This window comes from Candidatus Polarisedimenticolia bacterium (assembly GCA_035764505.1).
Lineage (GTDB): Bacteria > Acidobacteriota > Polarisedimenticolia > Gp22-AA2 > AA152 > AA152.
On the sequence record DASTZC010000173.1, the window covers coordinates 1 to 19,772 of the forward strand.

Annotated in this window: 18 protein-coding genes; 5 read left to right on the forward strand and 13 right to left on the reverse strand. The window is 67.5% G+C overall.

All coding sequences use genetic code 11. The features are described from left to right. From VFW45_11350 to VFW45_11360, 3 genes are all read right to left on the reverse strand, one after another. On the reverse strand, window positions 1-1,330 hold a 1,330-nt coding region (locus VFW45_11350; GenBank protein ID HEU5181380.1), incomplete at its 3' end, for a protein kinase. 34 nt (window positions 1,331-1,364) lie between these two features. Next, entirely contained in the window at window positions 1,365-4,112 is a 2,748-nt protein-coding gene (locus VFW45_11355) for a protein kinase (protein HEU5181381.1), read from the reverse strand. Window positions 4,113-4,155: 43 nt separating this feature from the next. Next, on the reverse strand, window positions 4,156-6,849 hold the full coding sequence (locus VFW45_11360; protein ID HEU5181382.1) for a protein kinase: 2,694 nt from the start codon (window positions 6,847-6,849) through the stop codon (window positions 4,156-4,158). A gap of 140 nt (window positions 6,850-6,989) precedes the next feature. Here VFW45_11360 and metH point away from each other — a divergent pair, with 140 nt between their 5' ends. Continuing rightward, on the forward strand, window positions 6,990-10,754 hold the full coding sequence (gene metH / locus VFW45_11365) for a methionine synthase (GenBank protein ID HEU5181383.1): 3,765 nt from the start codon (window positions 6,990-6,992) through the stop codon (window positions 10,752-10,754). A gap of 26 nt (window positions 10,755-10,780) precedes the next feature. Here the strand turns inward: metH and VFW45_11370 are convergent, their stop codons facing one another. Next, complete coding sequence (locus VFW45_11370) at window positions 10,781-11,134, reverse strand: FAD:protein FMN transferase (protein ID HEU5181384.1); 354 nt, start codon at window positions 11,132-11,134, stop codon at window positions 10,781-10,783. Window positions 11,135-11,142: 8 nt separating this feature from the next. Between VFW45_11370 and VFW45_11375 the strand changes: the two genes are divergently transcribed. Further along, complete coding sequence (locus tag VFW45_11375) at window positions 11,143-11,820, forward strand: hypothetical protein (protein HEU5181385.1); 678 nt, start codon at window positions 11,143-11,145, stop codon at window positions 11,818-11,820. Here the strand turns inward: VFW45_11375 and VFW45_11380 are convergent. Both VFW45_11380 and VFW45_11385 read right to left on the reverse strand, forming a co-directional pair. After that, entirely contained in the window at window positions 11,810-13,015 is a 1,206-nt protein-coding gene (locus tag VFW45_11380; protein HEU5181386.1) for a DUF3570 domain-containing protein, read from the reverse strand. The genes VFW45_11375 and VFW45_11380 overlap by 11 nt on opposite strands. Continuing rightward, the gene (locus tag VFW45_11385; GenBank protein ID HEU5181387.1) at window positions 13,002-14,102 is read right to left on the reverse strand and encodes a DUF4266 domain-containing protein; all 1,101 of its coding nucleotides are present in this window, start codon (window positions 14,100-14,102) and stop codon (window positions 13,002-13,004) included. The genes VFW45_11380 and VFW45_11385 overlap by 14 nt, the downstream gene beginning before the upstream one ends. Window positions 14,103-14,138: 36 nt before the next feature. On the opposite strand from VFW45_11385, the gene VFW45_11390 reads away from it, so the two are divergent. From VFW45_11390 to VFW45_11400, 3 genes are read left to right on the forward strand one after another with little or no spacing between them, the layout of a single operon-like run. Continuing rightward, a complete protein-coding gene (locus tag VFW45_11390) occupies window positions 14,139-14,492 on the forward strand; it encodes a YciI family protein (GenBank protein HEU5181388.1) in 354 nt (117 codons plus the stop codon). A 46-nt stretch (window positions 14,493-14,538) separates the two neighbouring features. Then, window positions 14,539-15,099 carry a hypothetical protein gene (locus VFW45_11395; protein ID HEU5181389.1) on the forward strand — a complete coding sequence of 187 codons (561 nt, stop codon included), beginning with the start codon at window positions 14,539-14,541 and terminating at the stop codon, window positions 15,097-15,099. Window positions 15,100-15,159: 60 nt separating this feature from the next. Further along, window positions 15,160-16,452 (forward strand): RNA polymerase sigma factor, encoded by a 1,293-nt coding sequence (locus VFW45_11400; protein ID HEU5181390.1) that lies wholly within the window; start codon window positions 15,160-15,162, stop codon window positions 16,450-16,452. 4 nt (window positions 16,453-16,456) lie between these two features. On the opposite strand, the gene VFW45_11405 is transcribed toward VFW45_11400, so the two are convergent. The 7 genes from VFW45_11405 to VFW45_11435 all read right to left on the reverse strand — a co-directional run. Further along, the gene (locus VFW45_11405) at window positions 16,457-16,660 is read right to left on the reverse strand and encodes a hypothetical protein (protein HEU5181391.1); all 204 of its coding nucleotides are present in this window, start codon (window positions 16,658-16,660) and stop codon (window positions 16,457-16,459) included. A 57-nt stretch (window positions 16,661-16,717) separates the two neighbouring features. Further along, window positions 16,718-17,548 carry an isocitrate lyase/phosphoenolpyruvate mutase family protein gene (locus tag VFW45_11410; protein HEU5181392.1) on the reverse strand — a complete coding sequence of 277 codons (831 nt, stop codon included), beginning with the start codon at window positions 17,546-17,548 and terminating at the stop codon, window positions 16,718-16,720. After that, complete coding sequence (locus VFW45_11415) at window positions 17,545-17,877, reverse strand: hypothetical protein (protein ID HEU5181393.1); 333 nt, start codon at window positions 17,875-17,877, stop codon at window positions 17,545-17,547. The genes VFW45_11410 and VFW45_11415 overlap by 4 nt, the downstream gene beginning before the upstream one ends. Window positions 17,878-17,893: 16 nt before the next feature. Continuing rightward, window positions 17,894-18,511: a GNAT family protein gene (locus VFW45_11420; GenBank protein ID HEU5181394.1), complete on the reverse strand. Its 618-nt coding sequence runs from the start codon at window positions 18,509-18,511 to the stop codon at window positions 17,894-17,896. A 38-nt stretch (window positions 18,512-18,549) separates the two neighbouring features. Further along, the gene (locus VFW45_11425; protein HEU5181395.1) at window positions 18,550-18,924 is read right to left on the reverse strand and encodes a VOC family protein; all 375 of its coding nucleotides are present in this window, start codon (window positions 18,922-18,924) and stop codon (window positions 18,550-18,552) included. A 51-nt stretch (window positions 18,925-18,975) separates the two neighbouring features. After that, entirely contained in the window at window positions 18,976-19,479 is a 504-nt protein-coding gene (locus VFW45_11430; GenBank protein ID HEU5181396.1) for a hypothetical protein, read from the reverse strand. Continuing rightward, a partial coding sequence (locus VFW45_11435) for an antibiotic biosynthesis monooxygenase (GenBank protein HEU5181397.1) occupies window positions 19,476-19,772 on the reverse strand: 297 nt, incomplete at its 5' end. The genes VFW45_11430 and VFW45_11435, both read right to left, overlap by 4 nt.

Genomic DNA, 19,772 nt, shown 5'->3' on the forward strand with positions numbered 1-19,772 from the left:
GCCCCCCCTCGGCCTTCAATTCCGCGATCCGCACCGGCGCGCCTCCCTGGGCACCGACCTTCATGATCCGCTGTTTCCCGAGAAAGCCGATCCAGCGGCCATCGGGAGAGAAGAAAGGAGACGCGCCCCCTTCCGTCCCCGACAGCCGGACCGCCTCGGGCCGATCGAGCCGGCGGACGTAGAGGTAGCGGTCGCGCTCCTCTTGGGCTGCGAACACCAGCGTGCGTCCGTCCGGCGACAGAACCGTGCTCGCCCCGAAATCGGACATGAGCTCCGATACCCCGGGCTTCGCCGTGGCCATCCTGATGCGCACCAGGCCGGGTACCTGTGCGGCCGACTCCGCGGCCGGACGCAGCAGCCAGGTCGCGGCCAGGGCCGCCGCCAAGACTCCCGCCGCCACCCAGGCAACCAGCGCGCCGCGCGGCTGCCGGACCGCCGCGGTCGGCACGACCGGGGTTTCCTTGTCGACGCCGTCGCGGATCTCTTCCAGCAGGAGTCGCGCATCGCCGATCGACTGCAGTCGCTTGCGCGGATCCTTGACCAGGCAGCGACGTAGCAGGCGCCGCAGGCGCGGCGGGGTTCCCGAAGGCAGCGCCGTCCAGTCCGGCTCGCCGCGCAGCACGGCGGCGAGCGTGTCGGAGATGGTCTCACCGCCGAAGGCCTGCCGGCCGGTCAGCATCTCGTAGAGGACGCAGCCGAAGGCCCAGATGTCGGCGCGCCGGTCCACCGGCTTGCCGCGCGCCTGCTCCGGGCTCATGGTGCTGGCCGTTCCCAGGATCATGCCCGCCTGCGTCCCCAGGGAGGTGATCGTCGGCGAGAGCGACGGGCTGCCGGAGACCTTGCTTTCTCCCGTCATTGCCTTCGCCAGGCCGAAATCGAGGACCTTGACCTGGTTCTCGCGGGTCACCTGGATGTTGGCCGGCTTCAGGTCGCGGTGAATCACTCCCGCCTCGTGCGCCGCCTCCAGCGCCGCGGCAATCTGCAGCGCGAGCTCCAGCGCCTCGTCCACGCCGAGCGCCCCGCGCTGCAGGCGGGAGGCCAGGTCCTCTCCCTCCACCATCTCCATGGCCAGGAAATGCATTCCGTCGGCGTGGTGCAGTCCATGGATGGTGGCGATGTTGGGATGGTTGAGCGAGGCGAGGATCTTCGCCTCGCGCTCGAAACGGGCGAGCCGCTCGGGATCTTCGGAGAAGATTTCCGGGAGAATCTTGATTGCCACCGACCGATCGAGCGTCGTGTCGGTGGCCTTCCAGACCACGCCCATGCCCCCTTCGCCGATCTTCTCCAGGAGGCGGTAGTGCGAGACCTGCTGACCGCTCTTCAGGGGCATGCGCGCGCTTCCCCGATTTCGCGTGGAATGCTGGTCATGGCTTTCGCTCCTGCTCTCCGCTGAAATCCTTCTTCAGGTCGGAGAGCCAGTCGAAAGCCAGGACCGCGTGCGTCAGCGCCATGCGCGCCTCCTCTCCCTCGGACGAGAAGATCAGGAAGCGCTTGCCGTCGGGCGCGGCATCGTAGTTGGGGGCGAATTGCTGCTGTCCCAGGGCGTACCGGAACAGCTCGCGCGGCTTCTCGGCCTGGAACGATTCGCCCGTCGCCGAATATCGCACCTCGAAGAACCGCTCTCCCTTGAGGTAGAACAGCTCGCCGGACGAAGTCCAGCGCGGGAACTGTCCGCCGTCGGTGGAGACCTGCCACTTGCCACCCGGACCGGGATAGGCGGTGACGTAGATTTCGAATTGCCCCGTCTCGTCCGACGCGTAGGCCAGCCACCGTCCGTCCGGCGAGAAGGCGGGAAAGGCCTCGATGTCCTTGGACTGCAGGAACGGCGCGGGCGGCGACCCGTTTCCGGGATTTATCGTCATGATGTCCCAGCGCGTCTCCGGGAAGCGCTCCAGGTAAGCCAGTGTCTTGCCGTCGGGACTCCATGAGGAGGGGACCTGGGCGTTCGCGGACTCATGCAGCTTCTCCGCCTCCCCGACGCCGTCGGATCGCTTGATGACGATGTTGGGGACTGACCCTCCGGTCAGAGAGCTGAAGGCAATCTTCTTTCCATCGGGGCTCCACAGGGGATAGGAATTGGTTCCCTTGAAGGTCAGGCGCGAAAACGCGCCCCGCGCGATTTCGTAGACCCAGAGGTCCAATCCCGTCGCCCCCTCGATCGAGACGGCGATGCGCCTGCCGTCGGGGGAGACCGCGGGAGTGTAGTAGGCACGCTTCTCGGGCGTGACCGGCGTGGCGGCTCCCTTGAGGTCGACCCACATCATCGACAAGGAGCTGCGCAGGGCGTTCTGGCCAAGCGCCGTGCTGCGGTAGACGAGCGTCCCACTCGGTGCGACGTCGTACTGGGCGCTGCCGTCGGCCGCCTCCTGGTCGCCGGCGGAGGAGGCGAGGTAGTCGATCACCGCCCGCGGGGAGCCGGTGACCTCCAGCCGATCGGCGTCGAAGGGGACGGCGAACAGCGTCTCGTTCTTGACGAACAGCAGGTGACCGCTGGCGGCGTAGCGGGGATAGGCCCCTCCTTCATAGATCTTCTTGCGCTCTCCCGTGTCGACCGAGACGACGTCGATCTCACCGTCGTCGTAGCGCTTTCCTCCTCCCTGCACCGCGAACAGGACATGCCGGCCATCGGGCAGGAACGACGGCCAGCGATGCGATCGCTCTTTGCGGGCCGGATCGGGGGTGGTGAGAGGCTCGGCCTTGCCTCCCGACTCCGAGATGCGCGACAGCCCCGCCTCGAAGTGATGGGCGAAGACGATCACGCCCCGGCCCCAGGTTCCGCCGCGCGCCTGGCCGCTGGAGGAGACGTCGGCGAGGTTCATCGGAATGCCCCCCGAGACCTGCACCTTCTGCAGCTTGCTCCCTGCGAAATAGCCGATCCAGGTGCCGTCCGGCGAGAAGAAGGGGCCGTAGGCCTCGTTGGTCCCCGCCAGCGGGCTGCTGGTGAGCTGATCCAGGCGCCGGAGGAAGAGCTGGCGGCCGTTGTCGGTGTCGGCGACATAGGCGATCTGCCTGCCGTCCGGAGACAGGACGATGGCCGAGCCCAGCTCGGTGAGGAGCCGGTTGGGAGTGGAGAGATCGATGTTGAGGCGGCTGGAGGCTAGCTGGGGTGCCGAGGGTGCTGGTGGGCGGGTCAGCGCCCACAGCGCGGCCGCGACGGCCGCGGCGGCGACGGCCCACGGCAGAGCCCGGACCAGTGGATGAGGGTGCGGCGCGTCCGCGGAGATCGGCTGGGTGGATGACGGCTCGTGCTTCCCGGCCTGGATCTCCTCGAGGCCGATGCGCGCATCGCCAATCGCCTGCAGCCGCCGGCGTGGGTCTTTCTGCAGGCAGGAGCGGATCAGGCGGAGCGCGGACGCAGGCGCACGCTTCTCGAGTTTCGTCCAGTCGGGCTCCGATTTCAGGATCGAGGCGAGCGTGTCGGAGACGGTCTCGCCGACAAAGGCCGATTCGCCCGTGAGCATCTCGTACAGGACGCAGCCGAAGGCCCAGATGTCGGCGCGCCGGTCCACCGCCCTTCCGCGGGCCTGCTCGGGGCTCATGTAGCCCGCGGTTCCCAGGATCATTCCGGCGCGCGTCCCCAGCGAGGTGATCGTGGGCGACAGCGACTGGGCCCCCGACACCGGGTCCTCCCCCGCGAGTGCTTTCGCCAGGCCGAAATCGAGGACCTTCACCTTTCCTTCGGGAGTGATCTGGATGTTCGCCGGCTTCAGGTCGCGATGAATCACGCCCGCTTCATGCGCCGCCTCCAGCGCCGCGGCGACCTGCAAAGAGATCTCGAAGGCATCTTCGGGCGGCACGGCACCGCGCTTCAGGCGCGCCGCGAGATCCTCTCCCTCCACCAGCTCCATCGCCAGGAAGTGGATTCCCTGCTCGTGGTGCAGGCCGTGGATCGTGGCGATGTTGGGGTGGTTGAGCGAGGCGAGGAGCTTCGCCTCGCGCTCGAAGCGCGCCAGTCGCTCCGGGTCCTCGGAGAAGATCTCGGGAAGAATCTTGATGGCGACCGATCGATCCAGACTCGTGTCGGTCGCCTTCCAGACAACTCCCATCCCTCCTTCGCCAATCTTCTCGACGAGTCGGTAATGGGAGAGCAGCGTGCGCGGCTCGAGGCTCATCGCGGGGCCCAGGCCTGTATTCGATGGGCTTGCGGGGCCACCCTCACCGTCGCAGCCTCCTGGTCCAGTCGGTGATCAGGGTGATGGAGGAGGTCTCGCCCGAGGAGTTATGCCCCAGGATGAAGCGCTTCCCTTCGTGATCCGGGACCCAGAACGAGAGCGCGGAGACCTTGAAGAGACTTCGGGGAGCGCCGAGGTCCAGCCCTTCTCCGCGCGGCGTAACCTCCACGGCGCTCATCGTCCCGTCACCGGCGACGTAGAAGATCTCCCGTCCGCCGGATTCCCACGCGACCCGCGGGGGGCCCCCGAAGCTGCTGGCGATCTGGTACTTGGTCACCGGCTTGGGAAAGGACGCGATGTACAGGGCGTCGGTCCCCGTCTCGTTGCCCCAGTAGGCGATCCAGCGCCCGTCGGGGGAGAACTTCGGCGATACCTCGGCGAACGGCGTGGCCAGATACGGCTCCATCTTGCCGCTGCCGTCCATCCTCAGGATCCAGATGTCGTTCTGCGGCTTCGTCGTAGGATCGACGACGTTCACCGCGACGAAGCGGCCGTCCCTCGACCAGTCCCAGGGCATCTTGTGGCTCTCCGACTTGAACACCTCTTGCTCGCCGCCCTGCCCGTCGACCGCCCGGCTGAAAAGGTTCAGGAAGGATCCGTCCAGGCGTCCATAGAGAATCCTCTTGCCGTCGGGAGACCAGCAGGGACCGTTCTCGTCCCCGCCGCCGAACGTCAGCCGGGTGGAAGCGCCGCGCTTGAGGTCTACCATCCAGATGTCGGTGCGTCCCGTCGCGGGGTCGCTCAGCGAGACGGCCAGGGTGTTGCCGTCGGGCGAGAGCGACGTTCCCAGCCCGATGTTGCCCTTCGGGGGAAAGCCGCGCACCGGACCCTGGCTCTTTCCCTGGCGATCCACCCATTCGGCGACCACTCCTTTGTCCCCCTCGCTGGAGAGATACACCAGCTCGCCATGCGACGACACGGCGAACCCGGCATGATAGAAATCGGGGTCGTACTGGATCCTCTCCGCCACGGGCACCGGATTCCCCGAGAGCTCGAGCTTGCGCTCGTCGAAGGGCTGCGCCAGGAGAATGTGATCCCGGACGTAGAGGAGGTGACCGGCGGCATATTCGACGTTTGTGCGCGCGTGGAACAGGAGCTTCGCTTGTCCCGACCCCAGGTCGGCCAGATAGACGGCGTTCGCCGGGTTTTCGATGCCGGCGGCATGGGTCGCCGCCATGTAAAGGAAGTGGCGGCCGTCCGGCAGGAAGCAGGGCCAGCGGTGCGTGGTCTCGGCCTTGGCCTTGTCCAGCTGGGTCAGGGGGGTCGCCTCCCCGCCCGAAGCCGGAATCCGGAAGAGCCCGCCAAGAGAGTTGCGCGAGAAGACGATCACGTCATCCCGGCTCCAGGAGCCGCGCCGAGGGTTCGTTCCCACCTCGCACAGCGCCAGCGGCGGGCCACCCTGGACGTCGGCCTTCATCAGCTTGCCGCCGGCGAAGAAGGCCAGGAAGCGGCTGTCGGGGGACCAGAAAGGATAGAGGGCATCGTCGGTCCCGGGAATGGCTCGGGCCTCTCCCGTCTCGAGGGACCGCACGTAGAGAGCGCGCTTTCCGTCTTCTCCTTTCGCCATGAAGGTGAGGAGCCTGCCATCAGGCGATAGGGTCAGCGTCCCCGCATCTTTCCAGGACAGATCGAAGGCGAGCTTCTCGGGCGGCGCGATCGCGGCCACCAGCGGGCGGATCTCCTGCTTCGGCTCGAGCAGGTGCAGTGCCAGGACCGCCAGGGCAGATGCCGCCGCGGCTCCGGCAATCGCCCAGGCCAACCTCTCCCGATTCTTTCGCTTCGACACCTGCGGCGCGGGGACGCCGGATAGCGATCCGGCTTCGGAAATCCAGCGCAGCTGCGACGCCACGTCGTGCGCCGACTGCCAGCGGTCCTCGGGGTCCTTTTCGAGACATTTGCGGACGACGTGGTCCAGCGCCGGCGGCGCCACCGGCTGGACCGACGAGATGGGAGGCGGCTGGCTGGAGACGATGGCCGCGATCAGGCTGGTCTTGTTCTTCCCCACGAAGGCCCGCTTGCCGGTCGCCATCTCGTAGAGCACGGCGCCAAGGGCGAACAGGTCGCTGCGGGCGTCGACCTCCTCCCCCTCGAGCTGCTCCGGCGACATGTACTGGAAGGTCCCCAGGATCGTCCCTTCCTGCGTGAGCGGTCGCTGCTCCGTTGGAAGGCTGGTCAGGCCGTCCACCGGGGGGGGCGCTTCGTTCCCCGTCTTGGCCAGGCCGAAATCGAGGATCTTGGCCCCGGTGCGGGTCAGCATCACGTTGCCCGGCTTGAGGTCCCGGTGGACGATGCCGCGGCGATGGGCGGCGTCCAGGCCCGAGGCGATCTCGGCGCCGGTGCGCAGCACCTGCTCCAGGGGCAGCGGCCCCTTGGCGAGCCGATCGGCCAGCGACTCCCCTTCGATCCGCTCCATCACCAGGAACATCAACCCGTCCTGCTGGCCGATGTCGTGAAGCGTGCAGATGTTGGGATGGTTCAGCGAGGAGATGCTCTTTGCTTCGCGCTCGAAGCGGGCCCGGAACTGGTCGTTGGCCGCGAAGCCTTCCGGAAGGACCTTGACGGCGACTTCACGATCCAGCCGGGTGTCCTTGGCGCGGTAGACCTCGCCCATCCCGCCGGCGCCCAGAGGCGCGACGATCTCGTAGGGTCCGAGACGGGATCCTGGGGTCAGGCTCATGGCTTTTCACTCGATCGGGCGCCTGGGAATTCTGCGCAGCGAAAAGGGAGGCTCAGTGTACCGCAAAAGACCGGGGCGGCGGTGCCGCGGACCGAAAACTGCGGGGCAGGGTGCGCCGGAGCGCGCTTACAGGCTATTCTATGGGGCTACCGCCGGGCGATGATCATCCGGGAGTGCCCTTGTCGAAACGCGAGCAGCTCGAAGCCCTTTTGCGTCAGAGGATTCTGATTCTCGACGGCGCCATGGGGACCATGATCCAGGCGGAGCGCCTGGACGAGGCGGGCTTCCGCGGACAGGCTTTCAAGGACCATCCCAGGGACCTGAAAGGTTGCAACGATCTCCTCTGCCTGACCCAGCCGAGAATCATCGAGGCCATTCACCATCGTTACCTGGAGGCAGGGGCGGACATCCTCGAGACCAACACCTTCAACGCCACCGCCATCTCGCTCGCCGACTACGGGCTGGAGAGCCAGGTTTTCGACATCAACAAGGCAGCCGCGGAGATCGCCCGCCGCAGCGCCGACGCGTTCACGGCCAAGGATCCCCGGCGGCCGCGCTTCGTCGCCGGGTCGATGGGACCGACCAATCGCACCGCGTCGCTCTCCCCCGACGTCAACCGTCCCGGCTTCCGCGCGGTGAGCTTCGACGATCTCGAGCGGGCCTATTTCGAGCAGGCGCGCGGGCTCCTGGCGGGAGGCGTGGATCTGCTCCTGCCGGAAACGACCTTCGACACCCTCAACCTGAAGGCGGCGTTGTTCGCCATTCAGCGCGCCTTCGACGAGGGGGGACGCAAGGTGCCGGTCCTCGCCTCGCTGACCATCACCGACGCCAGCGGGCGGACCCTTTCGGGCCAGACGCTCGAGGCCGCCTGGATCTCAATCGCGCACGCCGATCTCTTCGGCGTCGGGCTGAATTGCGCTCTCGGCGCGGCCGAGCTGCGCCCGCACGTGGAGGAGCTGGCCCGGTTGTCGCCGCTCTGGATCCATTGCTACCCCAACGCCGGTCTCCCCAACGAGCTGGGCGGCTACGACCAGTCGCCGGAGCAGATGGCCGGCATCCTGCGCGGCTTCGCCGAAGCGGGGTGGATGAACATTGTCGGCGGATGCTGCGGCACCACGCCCGAGCACATCCGCGCCATCGCCGGAGCGATGGAGGGGCTGCCGCCGCACCCGCGCTCGGTCCCCGAGGCCTTCACCCGCCTGAGCGGGCTGGATCCCCTCACCATCCGCCCCGACTCGAATTTCATCCTGGTCGGGGAGCGCACCAACCTCACCGGCTCGCGCCGCTTCGCCCGCCTGATCAAGGACAACAAGATGGAGGAGGCGCTGGAGGTGGCCCGCCAGCAGGTGGAAGGGGGCGCCAACCTTCTCGACGTCAACATGGACGAGGGGCTCATCGACTCGGAGAAGGCGATGAGCGAGTTCCTGCATCTCATCGGCTCCGAGCCGGAGATTGCACGGCTGCCGATCATGGTCGACAGCTCCAAGTTCTCGGTCATCGAAGCAGGGCTGAAGTGCCTGCAGGGAAAAGGGGTGGTCAACTCCATCAGCCTCAAGGAGGGGGAGGAGGCCTTCAAGAAGCAGGCGCGCCTGATCCGGCGCTACGGCGCCGCCGTCGTGGTGATGGCCTTCGACGAGGAAGGGCAGGCGGTGGCGACCGACCGCCGCGTCGCCATCCTGTCGCGTGCCTACCGGATTCTGACCGAGGAGGTCGGCTTCGATCCGTCGGATGTCATCCTCGACCCCAACATCCTGGCGATCGCCACCGGCATGGAGGAGCACAACGACTATGCGCTCACCTACCTCGAAGCCGCCCGGGAGCTGCGCCGGCGCTTCCCGCGCGCCAAGATCAGCGGCGGCGTCAGCAATCTTTCCTTCTCGTTCCGCGGCAACGACAAGGTGCGCGACGCCATGCACGCCGCCTTCCTGTATCACGCCATCCGCGCCGGCATGGACATGGGGATCGTCAACGCCGGACAGCTCGAGGTCTACGACGAGATCCCTCCCGACCTGAAGGAGCACGTGGAGGACGTCCTGCTCAACCGGCGTCCCGACGCCACCGAGCGGCTGGTGGAATTCGCCCGCACCCTCGAAAGCGGCGGCAAAGTGCGCGAGAGGGACGAGGCCTGGAGGAAGCTGCCGCTTGAGAAGCGCCTGGAGCACGCCCTGATCCAGGGGATCACGGAGCACATCGACGCTGACGTCGCCGAGGCGCTCGCCCACTATCCCACGCCTCTGGCCATCATCGAGGGCCCCCTGATGTCGGGGATGAACGTGGTCGGGGATCTCTTCGGCGCGGGGAAGATGTTCCTGCCGCAGGTGGTGAAGAGCGCGCGCGTCATGAAGAAGGCGGTGGCGATCCTGGAGCCGCTCATGGAGGCGGCGAAGGGTGCCTCGGCGGAGCAGGGAGCCCGGGCCCGCATCGTGATGGCCACCGTGAAGGGGGACGTGCACGACATCGGCAAGAACATCGTCGGCGTGGTGCTCGCCTGCAACAGCTACGAGATCATCGATCTGGGGGTCATGGTCCCGGCCGAGGTGATCCTGCGCACCGCCGAGGAGAAGAAGGCGGACCTGATCGGACTGAGCGGCCTGATCACGCCGTCGCTGGACGAGATGGTCCACGTCGCCTCCGAGATGCAGCGCCGCAAGATGGGCCTGCCGCTGCTGATCGGCGGGGCGACCACCAGCCGCAAGCACACGTCGATCAAGATCGCCCCCGCCTACGCGGGGCCGACGGTGCACGTTCTCGACGCCTCCAAGGCGGTGGACGTGGTGGGACAGCTCATCGGATCCGAGCGCGGCAAGAGCTTCCTGACGCGCGTGCGCGCCGAGCAGCAAACCGATCGGGAGCGCTACGAATCGGCGGCGGCGAAGGAGATCCTCCCTTACGAGGAGGCGCGGCGCCGGCGGCTTTCCCCCGACTGGAGCCAGGCGATCGATCGCCCCGCCTTCACCGGGACCCGTGTCCTCAAGGACGTCCCTCTCGCGGATCTCGTCGATTACATCGACTGGACCCCCTTCTTCCACGTCTGGGAGCTGAAGGGGACCTACCCGGCGATCCTCGATCATCCGGCACAGGGGGAGGCGGCGCGCGATCTGTTCCGCTCCGGACAGGAGCTCCTCGAGCGCCTGGTGCACGAACGCCACGTCCTGGCGCGCGGCGTCTACGGCTTCTTCCCCGCCAACGCCGACGGCGACGACATCGTGATCTTTACGGACGAGGCCAGGCGGCAGGAGGCGGCGCGCGCCTGCATGCTCCGCCAGCAGCTTCCCGGAGCCGACGGGCGGCCGCGCCTCTGTCTGGCCGATTTCATCGCGCCGCTCGAGACGCGGCGTCCGGATTACCTTGGGGCCTTCGCCGTGACCGCCGGGATCGGCCTGACGGAGCTGGTCCGGCGCTTCGAGCAGGAGCACGACGACTACAACGCCATCCTCGCCCGCGCCCTGACCGACCGGCTGGCCGAAGCCTTCGCCGAGAAGCTGCACGAGCAGGCGCGCCGCGAGTGGGGCTATGGGAGAGAGGAGAGCCTCTCCAGGGAGGATCTGATCCGGGAATCCTACCGCGGCATCCGCCCGGCGCCCGGATATCCCGCCTGCCCCGATCATTCGGAGAAGCGGACTCTGTGGAAGCTGCTCGACGCCGAGACCGCCGCCGGGATCCGCCTCACCGAGAGCTTCGCCATGGATCCGGCCGCCTCGGTTTGCGGCTGGTACTTCGCCCACCCCGAGTCGCGCTACTTCTCCGTCGGCAAGATCGGCCGCGACCAGGTGGCCGTCTACGCCGCCCGCAAGAGGATGCCCCTGGAGGAGGCGGAGCGCTGGCTCGCCCCCAACCTCGCCTACGATCCCGCCCCCGCGACCCCCTCCGCGGTGGGCATCCCCGGTCCCGACCCGGCCCGCTGACCGCCGCCCGCCAGGGCGGCTCGTGCTCACAGCATCGGGTAGGAGGCGAACATCGAGCCGGGGAGGTCGGCGTGGCGATCCATCCCGGAGGTGGCGAGCAGGCTCCCCTCCTCGGTGATGAGGACGCCTTCGATTCCGGGCGCATGCTCCAGAAACTGGATGCCCCGCCGCTCGCCCAGGAGAAAGGCCGCGGTCGACGCGAGCCCTGCCTCGAAAGCGGTGGGGGCGATCGTCGTGACGGAAGCAACGCCCCGGGCGGGCCATCCCGTCCTGGCGTCGAAGAGGTGATGGTAGCGCACGCCACCGGCCATGAAGAAACGCTCGTAGTCTCCGGAGGAGGCGACACCCGCCCCCCCATCGCGCGCATCGCAAAGCGGCACCGATCCTGGTGGCGCGGGTCCTGGACGCCAATCTTCCAGGGCCGCCCGTCTCCCCGCGACCCCACGGTGCGCAGATCTCCCGCCAGGTTCACGACGGCCGATTCGACTCCGAGGTCCTCGAGCCGCGCGGCGACCCGGTCGGCCGCGTATTCCTTCCCGACACCTCCGAGATCCATCTCCATTCCTTCCCGGCGCAGGAAGACGGTGCCGTGGCGCAGCGTTACGAGGCGCCAGTCGAGGAGCGGCACCAGCGACGCCACCTCTTCGGAGGCCGGCACCTTTCCGGCGCGGAAGTTCCAGACCCGGCGCAGCGCGCCGACCGCGGGCGAGAAAGCTCCCTCCGTGCGCTCCGCGAGGTCGAGCGATTCCTCTACGAGACCTACGGTCTCCTGATCGACCGCCACGGGGGTGCGGCCGGCGTCGCGGTTGATGCGGGAGACGACACTGCCGGGGAGAAAGCGGGAATACTTGCGCTCGATCCGCTCCGCTTCGTCGATGGACCGCCGGGCGATCGTCTCGGCCTCGGCGATGGAGCAATCCGCCACGAAGCGGACCAGTCCCCACCCGCCCATGACCCGGAAGCGTTTGTTGTAGAGAGTGCGGCCGGAGCGTTGCGCGCTTCCGCCCTGGCCATCGGCCACGCAGGAGAGGGGTTCTGCTTCCATGGTCTGCTCGTCAGAACTTGAAGGAGAAGCCGAGCGTCGCCGTGACCACCTTCAGATCCGCCGGAGAGACGCTCCCTGGCGACCCCTCTCCTTCGCCGTCCCCCTCTTCGAAGAGGAGGGCCGCCGACCTGGCGGTGAGCGGCACGACGGCAGCGGGCCGGGGCTCGACCCGGTCCAATCCGAGCTGCTCCTGGTAGGTGAAGCCCAGGTTGAAGGAGGCCCCTCGGCCGATGTCGGTGGAGAAACCGAGTCCCACCAGCCAGCTCCAGAAGGAGCTCAGGCGGTAATCGCTCGACATCGCCGGCTGCGGCGCGGCGAACTCGTAGGCGAAGAATGAGGCGGCGCCCTGCCGGTAGAGGCGCAGCTGTGGGGACAGGATGAGCTTCTTGCCGATCCGCTGGTCGAATTCCAGGCCGAGCGTGTGGGCGTCGATCTTCCAGTCGTCCCAGTAGTAGCGGTAGGTCATTCTCAGCGCCCCGCGGCTTTCGAAATAGTGGCCGAGCTTGAGGATCGCCGCCTTGCGATCGCGGGTATCGGGGCGGACCTCCGGCAGGCTGGTCGTGCCGACGGTCACCAGCTTGTATGGGTCCGTCAGGTAGCCGCTCAGTCGCGTCAGGCTGAAGGAGAGGTCCAGGAGATCGCGGGAGCCGAGGACCTGGGTCCACCCGAGGGACCAGGAATCGGAGTCCTTCTTGAAGCTCTCGTTCATGTTGACGGGATCGATGTCGTCCCAGGTGCGTCCCCATCCGAAATGCAGCGTCGAGCGCTTGTTGAACAGCTCCCAGGAGTCGACGAGCGAGATGCCGCGCGAGAGGTAGTCGGACTCCTTCGAATAGCTGAGGCTGACCGACGGCAGATGCGATCCCCAGCGCCAGTCGTAGCTCGCTCCGAGCGCCTTGCGCGTGTCGGTGTACTCCGCTTTCGGGATGGTGCCGGCGGAGGAAGCGGAGGCGGTGGCGTCGAGCGTGGGAATCTCGCCGGTGGGCGACGCTCCCGAGATCGAATCGTAGGCCAGGAGCAATCCGAGGCTGCCGGCTTTGTCCCAGGAGTGCTTGTAATAGAGGCCGGGGTCGATCACCTGGGTGCGGTCGTTGCTCTCGCCGTAATAAAGGCATTTGAAATCGATGCTGGAATCGGCCCTGGCGATCGTTCCCGCCAGGACCGACACCCCTGCGAGGAGGCCCGCCTTTCCTGCCGCGGGCTTAATTGCAGCCACAGCCGCCTCCCGCCACGCCGCCGTCCCCGGCCGCTCCCTCCTTGCTGGCGAAGATGTGCTCCTTGAGGGAGCGTTTCAGGACGTCGCCGTCCAGGCTCATGATCGGATCGGCCAGATACCCGCGCTCCCAGGCCTTCACCGTCCCCTTGCGTGGCACCGGGTCTTGCCCCGAGGCCGCCATGGCCAGACCGGCGTTCGGAGCGTTCCGCAAAGCGGCATCAACGGCCGCCTCGATCTGCCGGTGGGCCGCTTCGGTTCCTCCTTCGACTCGCCCGAGCAGCTTCCCATCGCGATCCAGGAGAAAGGCGGAAGGCATGGCCTCCACGCCAAACATTTCGCCCCCCTTCCCCGACGGGTCACGCCCGACCAGGAACCGGACTCCGGGAAAGCCCGCGACGAATTCCGCAACCGCGTCGTCTTCGGTTTCCAGCGTCACCGCCACGACCTGGAGGTCGGCGGCGGCGTTCTTGGCCTGGACGGCATCGAGAAAGGGAAATCCTTTTCGGCAGGGGATGCACCAGGACGCCCAGAATTCTAGGAGCACGACCCGTCCCCGGAACTCCGTCAGCGTGTGCCGGCCGCCTTGCAGATCCTGGAATTCCCAGGCGCCAGCCGCGGCCGTTTCGGCTCCTGCCTTTTCAACGGAGCCGGGCGCGCGCCGTTCCGATCCGGAGACCTGCTCCCCGGCTCTGCCGGCGGCCGGTAAAGAGCTCCAGACGAGGCAGAGGAGAAATCCAGAGAGGAAGCGTTGGAAAGAAAAGGCTGGCAATCCCCGTCCCGCCGAAATTTTTGCGCGCATCTGCCCGCTCCCGGATGCATGGTTCGAAGCCGAGATCGCATTTACGTGCCTGTCTTGCCGACTCCGAACAAGACTGCCGTCCTTCAGACGCAAGTCTCGCCCTCCGGGCTTTGAAGTGGAGCATTCCCCGTGCCAGGCGCCGGCCCTGCGGTCGCAGGGTAGTCCCCACGGCTTCGCGCCCCTCCAGAAGAGCCGATCGCTTCCCTTTTCCCTTCGCAAAAATGAGAGAATCTCTGTCGATCCTGTCGAAATCCGCTGACTCGTGCGTCGTACCCGTGGAGCGGGCATGACGCCCGGACTGCCAACCCCCCTGGAGGTGATCGAATGCGCTACCTGCTGCTGATCCACGACGAAGAGGCGAAGTTCGGGACGATGTCGCAGGGTGAAATCGGCAAGCTGATGACCGATTACAACACTTTTACCGAGGAGCTGATCAAGTCGGGCTCCTTCAAGGACGCCGCCCGGCTGCGGCCGACGGCCACCGCCACCACGGTCCGGGTCCGGGACGGCAAGACACTCACCACCGACGGCCCCTTCGCAGAGACCAAGGAGCAGCTTGGCGGGTACTACCTCGTCGACGTCAAGAACCTGGACGAGGCGATCAAGTGGGCGGCCAAGATCCCCTCGGCCCGACTGGGCAGCGTCGAGGTCCGGCCGGTCTGGGAAGACGGCGAATAGCACCGCCGCGGATAAACCATCAACCTTTTCGAGGAGGAGGGACGCCATGAAAGGACTGTTTCCGACCGGTCTCGTGCTGGCTGTCGCGGCTTCCGCCGTGCTGGCCGCCGGGCAGCCGGCCCAGGGGAAATCGCCGGAGGAGGCCGCCAAGGCGGCGGTGGCAGGCAAGACGGCCGAGCCCAGCAAGCTGGACCCGATCAAGAAGCTGGCGGGAGACTGGGTCGAGATCGGCAAAGACGGCAAGCCGACCGGCAAAGTGGTCTCGACCTACCGCGTCACCGCGGGCGGCAGCGCCGTCGAGGAGGTGCTCTTCGCCGGGACGCCGCACGAGATGATCACGCTGTATCATCTCGACGGCGACGACCTGGTGCTGACCCACTACTGCGTCGCTGGCAACCAGCCGCGCATGAAGGCGGAGAAGCAGACCGATCCCGCCAAGCTCGTCTTCAACTGCGACGGCGGCACCAACATGAAATCGGAGAACGACGAGCACATGCACCACGCCACGCTGGTGTTCAAGGACGCCAACCACATCCAGGCGGAGTGGCTGGAATACAAGGACGGCAAGCAGGTCATGGTCGCCGCCATGGACCTGGCCCGCAAGTAGCATCCGGCGCCCCGCGGCCGTCTGGTCCGCGGGGCGTTTTTTTCTTCCCTGGATCTCCGCGTGATTCATCCCCGCCAGGTCGTCGAGCGGATCTTCCGCGAGGAGGCGGGCCGGATCCTGGCCGGCCTGATCCGCGTCACCGGCGATTTCGATCTGGCCGAGGACGCGCTGCAGGACGCCCTGCAGACCGCGCTCTTGCGCTGGCCGCAGGAGGGGATCCCCGGCAACCCTCCCGCCTGGATCACCACCGCCGCCCGGCATCGCGCCATCGATCTCCTGCGCCGCAGGAAGGTGCGCGGCGAGGCGATTCGGGAGCGGCCGGGCGAGGAGGATTCTCCTGACCGGAAGGTGGCGGATCCGCGCGGGCGCGCGGCAATCTCCCGCTCCGAGGAGGAGATCATCGCCATGCTCGAATCGCCAGGCGAGCCGCTGGGCGACGATCGGCTCCGGCTGATCTTCACCTGCTGCCATCCGGCGCTGCATCGTGACGCGCAGGTGGTCCTGACGCTGCGCACCCTCGGAGGTCTCGCAACCGGCGAGATCGCCCGGGCCTTCCTGCTCCCCGAGGCGACCGCGGCCCAGCGGCTGGTGCGCGCCAAGGCCAAGATTCGCGACGCAAAGATTCCCTACGTCGTCCCCGATCAGGCCGCGCTTCCCGATCGGCTTCCGGCGGTTCTCGCCGTTTTGTACCTGATCTTCAACGAAGGCTACTCCGCCACTTCGGGAGAGGGGCTGACACGCCAGGAGCTGTGCGCCGAGGCGATCCGGCTGGCGAGGATCCTGGCGGCCCTGATGCCCGAAGAGCCGGAAGCATACGGTCTGCTCGCCCTGATGCTGCTGCAGGACTCGCGGCGCGACTCGCGGACCTCGGCCGCCGGCGATCTGGTTCTATTGGAGGATCAGGATCGCTCTGCCTGGGACCGCGGCAAGATCGAGGAAGGAAGCAAGCTCCTGGAGGCGGCCCTGGCGAGGCGCCGGGCCGGCCCCTATCAGATCCAGGCGGCCATCGCCGCACTGCACGCCGAGGCGGCGCGTCCCGAGCTGACCGACTGGGAGCAGATCGTCAGGCTGTACGAAGAGCTTCTCCGGCACCAGCGGACGCCGGTGGTGGCGCTGAACCATGCCGCGGCCGTGGCCATGGCGCGTGGACCGGAAGAAGGACTGCAGCTCGTCGAGGTGCTGGGACGCTCGGGGCTGCTCGACGGCTATCTCTACTTCCACTCCACCCGGGCCGAGCTGCTGCGGCGTCTGGGTCGATGCGCGGAGGCCAGAGCTGCCTACGTCCGGGCCCTGGAGCTGGCGGGAACGGCGCCGGAGAGGCGCTTTCTCCGCATGCGCCTCGAGTCCCTTTAAGGCCTCAAAAGCCGGCGCGGTTCGCCGTAGCCCTGGACCTCCATAGCCGGATCAATCCCGACACCCCGATTCCGAATAGCGTGCCGGCGCCGAACAGGGCGAGGAAGTCGACGGCCCGCACGCGCTCCGAGGCGCGCGCCGCGGTCATGAGGCCGAACAGGAGCGGTATCACGCACGCGGCCACCCGACGGCGCTCCGGCTTGCCCATCCGAATGCCTCCATCCAGTGTGAATTGCACGGCTTTGGAGAAGAGAAACGGCTGCCTTCAATCCTCGGGGAAGCTGTGGTTGATCTCGGCGCCCCCGACGGTTTTTCCCAGCCGGGTGAAGGTGCCCTGCTTGGCAATCTCGCGGGCCGCTTCGAGGAAGCCGGTCCAGGCGGCGCGGGCCAGCGCTCCGCCGACGCTGATCCGGCGGACGCCGAGGGCCGCGAGGCTGGCGACACTCGCATATTCGGCATTGGCCAGAACGTTCACCGGCTTCGGGGCCACCGCCGCGACGACGGCGCGTATCTCCTCGGGCGTGCGGATCCCGGGAGCATACAGGCAGTCGGCGCCCGCCTTGGCGTAGGCCGTCAGGCGGCCTATGGTCTCGTCCAGGTCGGGCCGTCCCACGATAAACCCTTCCGAGCGTCCGGTAAGGAAGACCCCGGTGCCGCTCTTGTCGATTGCCTCACGAGCGGCGACAATCCGCTCCACCGCCCGGGTCAGAGGGTAGAGCGGCTCTCCGGCGTCGCCGGTGGAATCCTCGATCGACAAGCCGGCGATGCCGGTCCGTACCGCACGGGCCACATTCGCCCCTACATGGATCGGCTCGACCGCGAAGCCCCCTTCGAAATCGGCGTTGATCGGGACGCTCACGCCCGCCGCGAGAGCGCGCAGGTGATCCAGGACCGCCTCGAGTCCGGCATGGTTGTCGGCCCGGCCCAGGCTCCAGGCGAAGCCGGCGCTGGTGGTCGCGAGCGCCTTGAAGCCGAGCTGGACCAACAATCGCGCGCTCCCGAGATCCCAGGGATTCGGGATCACGAAGCAGCCGCTCGCGTGCAGCTCGCGGAAGGTCCGGATGGGATCCGGCCGGTCGATCGGGCTCTTCGTCACGGCTTCTCCTCCGATATCGATTCCAGGAACTCGCGCGTCCCTTCGGGCCCGGTGGCCTCGAGCCAGACCGGAGAGTCCCCGGGCTCGATCACCATAGTGAATTTCAGGAACCTGCAGCAGCGGTGCTCGGCGTCGATCACCGCGGCAATCTGCTTCGCCCGGTCGGGCGAGGGGGGAAACCTCCATCGCAACCCGCCGGCGATTCGTGTGACCTCATCGGATAGCGCCAGGAGTCCGGGAAGCAATCCGCCGCGCCCCTCGCGCATCTCCTCCGGCGTCAGAGTGCAGGCAACGGGAAGCGACTTCCCTCCATTCTGCTCAACGCTCATCGTCCGGCCTCATCCTTCATGACGATCGCCCTTCCCGGCCGCCGGCGTGGCGGTCCAGACGCAGGAGGAGATGGCGCTTCACGTCCGGCCATTCCGCGGCCAGGATGCTGTACATGACCGAGTCCCGCACCGTGCCGTCACGCCGCGCGTAGTGATGGCGGATCACTCCATCCTTCTTCGCCCCCAGGGCCGCGATGGCGCGCTGCGAGGCGAAATTGAAGTTGTCGGTGCGAAATCCGACCACGCGGCAACCCAGCGACTCGAAGGCGTGCTGCAGGAGGAGGAGCTTGCAGGCGGTGTTGACGTGGGTGCGCTGCCAGGTCGCGGCATACCAGGTATAGCCGATCTCGACGCGATCGATGGCGGCGACGGCATCATGGTACCGGGTGCTGCCGGCGATCGCGCCGCTTTTCAGCTCGCGCACCGCCCAGGGGAGCATGTGACCCTCCCCCAGGCCCCGCAGCGCCGCGGCGATATATTCCCCGACCTTGTCCGGCTCCGGCACCGCGGTATACCACAGCTCCCACAGCCTGCCGTCCCCCACCGCCTCGCGCAGCGCCTGCGCGTGATCCGGGGAGAGAGGCTCCAGCAGGACTCCGTGGCCTTCCAGCGTCGTCGGTTCCAGCTTGATCACGGTCCTCACCCTGGCACGAGCGGAAAAACCCGAGCTCATCAGGATCCGGGCTTCGGCTCCTGGTACAGCCCCAGGACATTGCCGCCCGGATCGCGGAACCTCGCCGTGACCTCGGGCGCGTCGGCGCCGATCGGCTGGACGATTTCCCCTCCCTGAGCGGCAATCGCCGCGACCGTCGCCTCCACGCTGTCGACCATGATGTAGATCAGCAGTCCGGGATTTCCCGAGGCCGGACGGCCGCGCACCCAGGCGCCGCTGACCTGGCCGGTGGCGTCGTCGAACGCGGTCGCTCCGTCCCCCCGCTTGCGGATGCTCCAGCCAAAGACCCGGGCGTAGAAATCGGCGGATCGCTGGACATCCGTGGATGGGATCTCGACGTAGCAGATCTTCCCGTGGGTCGGCGTCGGCGGCACTACGGCACCTCCAGCATGAATCCTGCTCCGCGAAGCGCGGGGTTTCCGCGCTCAGCGCTCTCGACGGTAGACGGTTTTCGACCGGCTGCGCGATTTCGTATCTTCGGTCGTGCCGATCAGGGTGAGGGTGGAGCGATCTTGCGAGAGCTCCCAGCGATCGGTGCCACGCATCACCTCCGCGTCCCCGCGCGTCAGACGCCACTGGGTGATCAGGGCCCTTCCCTCCCACCGGCTCTTGGAAGCGTGCGCCAGATCGCCGCCGGCGCGCGGGTTCATGGTCGTTTCTCCGCCGGTCGACACCTTCGTGGTGGAAATCGGCGTTCCCTCCTTGTCCAGCAGCTCGAACACCAGGAACTCCCCCTTGCCCGAGATGATCAGGCGCCCAGGCTCCGGAGTGACGGCGGGCGGCGGCGCCGCGGGATCGGGATTCTTGAGCTCCTTGCGGCTTTCGTAAGCGGCCGGATCCGGGATCCACCGGCCGGAAAGATCCACCGTCGGGCTCTCGCCCGGCGGAGCGGCCGCAAGGAAAAGCAGCACCAGGACACATCCGATCATGAGACCTCCGCGGTCCCGAGTGGATCGGCCGCCAGCACCTCGTAGTGCGCCACCTTGGGCTCGGGATCGATCAGGCACTCGCGATCGTAGGGAAAGTAGCGCGCCGCCTCGATGTCCGGCCCGGCATACGCCTGGATCGCCTCGCGCGACTCCCAGAAGGAGACGAGCATGAAGCGGACCCGATCCTCCTCGTCACGGCGCAGCAGCCAGGCGCCGCGGTTGCCGGGAGTCCCGCGGTAGTCCTGCACTCCGAAATCGGATTCGCGCAGGTAGCGGCCATACGCCTCGGCCTT

Bases quoted from the DNA above. Each gene is read 5' to 3' on its own strand.
- VFW45_11390 (HEU5181388.1), top strand. From the start codon at position 14,139: ATGCGCTACCTGCTGCTGATCCACGACGAAGAGGCGAAGTTCGGGACG.
- VFW45_11395 (HEU5181389.1), top strand. From the start codon at position 14,539: ATGAAAGGACTGTTTCCGACCGGTCTCGTGCTGGCTGTCGCGGCTTCC.
- VFW45_11430 (HEU5181396.1), bottom strand. From the start codon at position 19,479: ATGATCGGATGTGTCCTGGTGCTGCTTTTCCTTGCGGCCGCTCCGCCG.
- VFW45_11405 (HEU5181391.1), bottom strand. From the start codon at position 16,660: ATGGGCAAGCCGGAGCGCCGTCGGGTGGCCGCGTGCGTGATACCGCTC.
- VFW45_11415 (HEU5181393.1), bottom strand. From the start codon at position 17,877: ATGAGCGTTGAGCAGAATGGAGGGAAGTCGCTTCCCGTTGCCTGCACT.
- metH (HEU5181383.1), top strand. From the start codon at position 6,990: ATGGGGCTACCGCCGGGCGATGATCATCCGGGAGTGCCCTTGTCGAAA.
- VFW45_11360 (HEU5181382.1), bottom strand. From the start codon at position 6,849: ATGAGCCTGACCCCAGGATCCCGTCTCGGACCCTACGAGATCGTCGCG.
- VFW45_11385 (HEU5181387.1), bottom strand. From the start codon at position 14,102: ATGCCCGCTCCACGGGTACGACGCACGAGTCAGCGGATTTCGACAGGA.
- VFW45_11355 (HEU5181381.1), bottom strand. From the start codon at position 4,112: ATGAGCCTCGAGCCGCGCACGCTGCTCTCCCATTACCGACTCGTCGAG.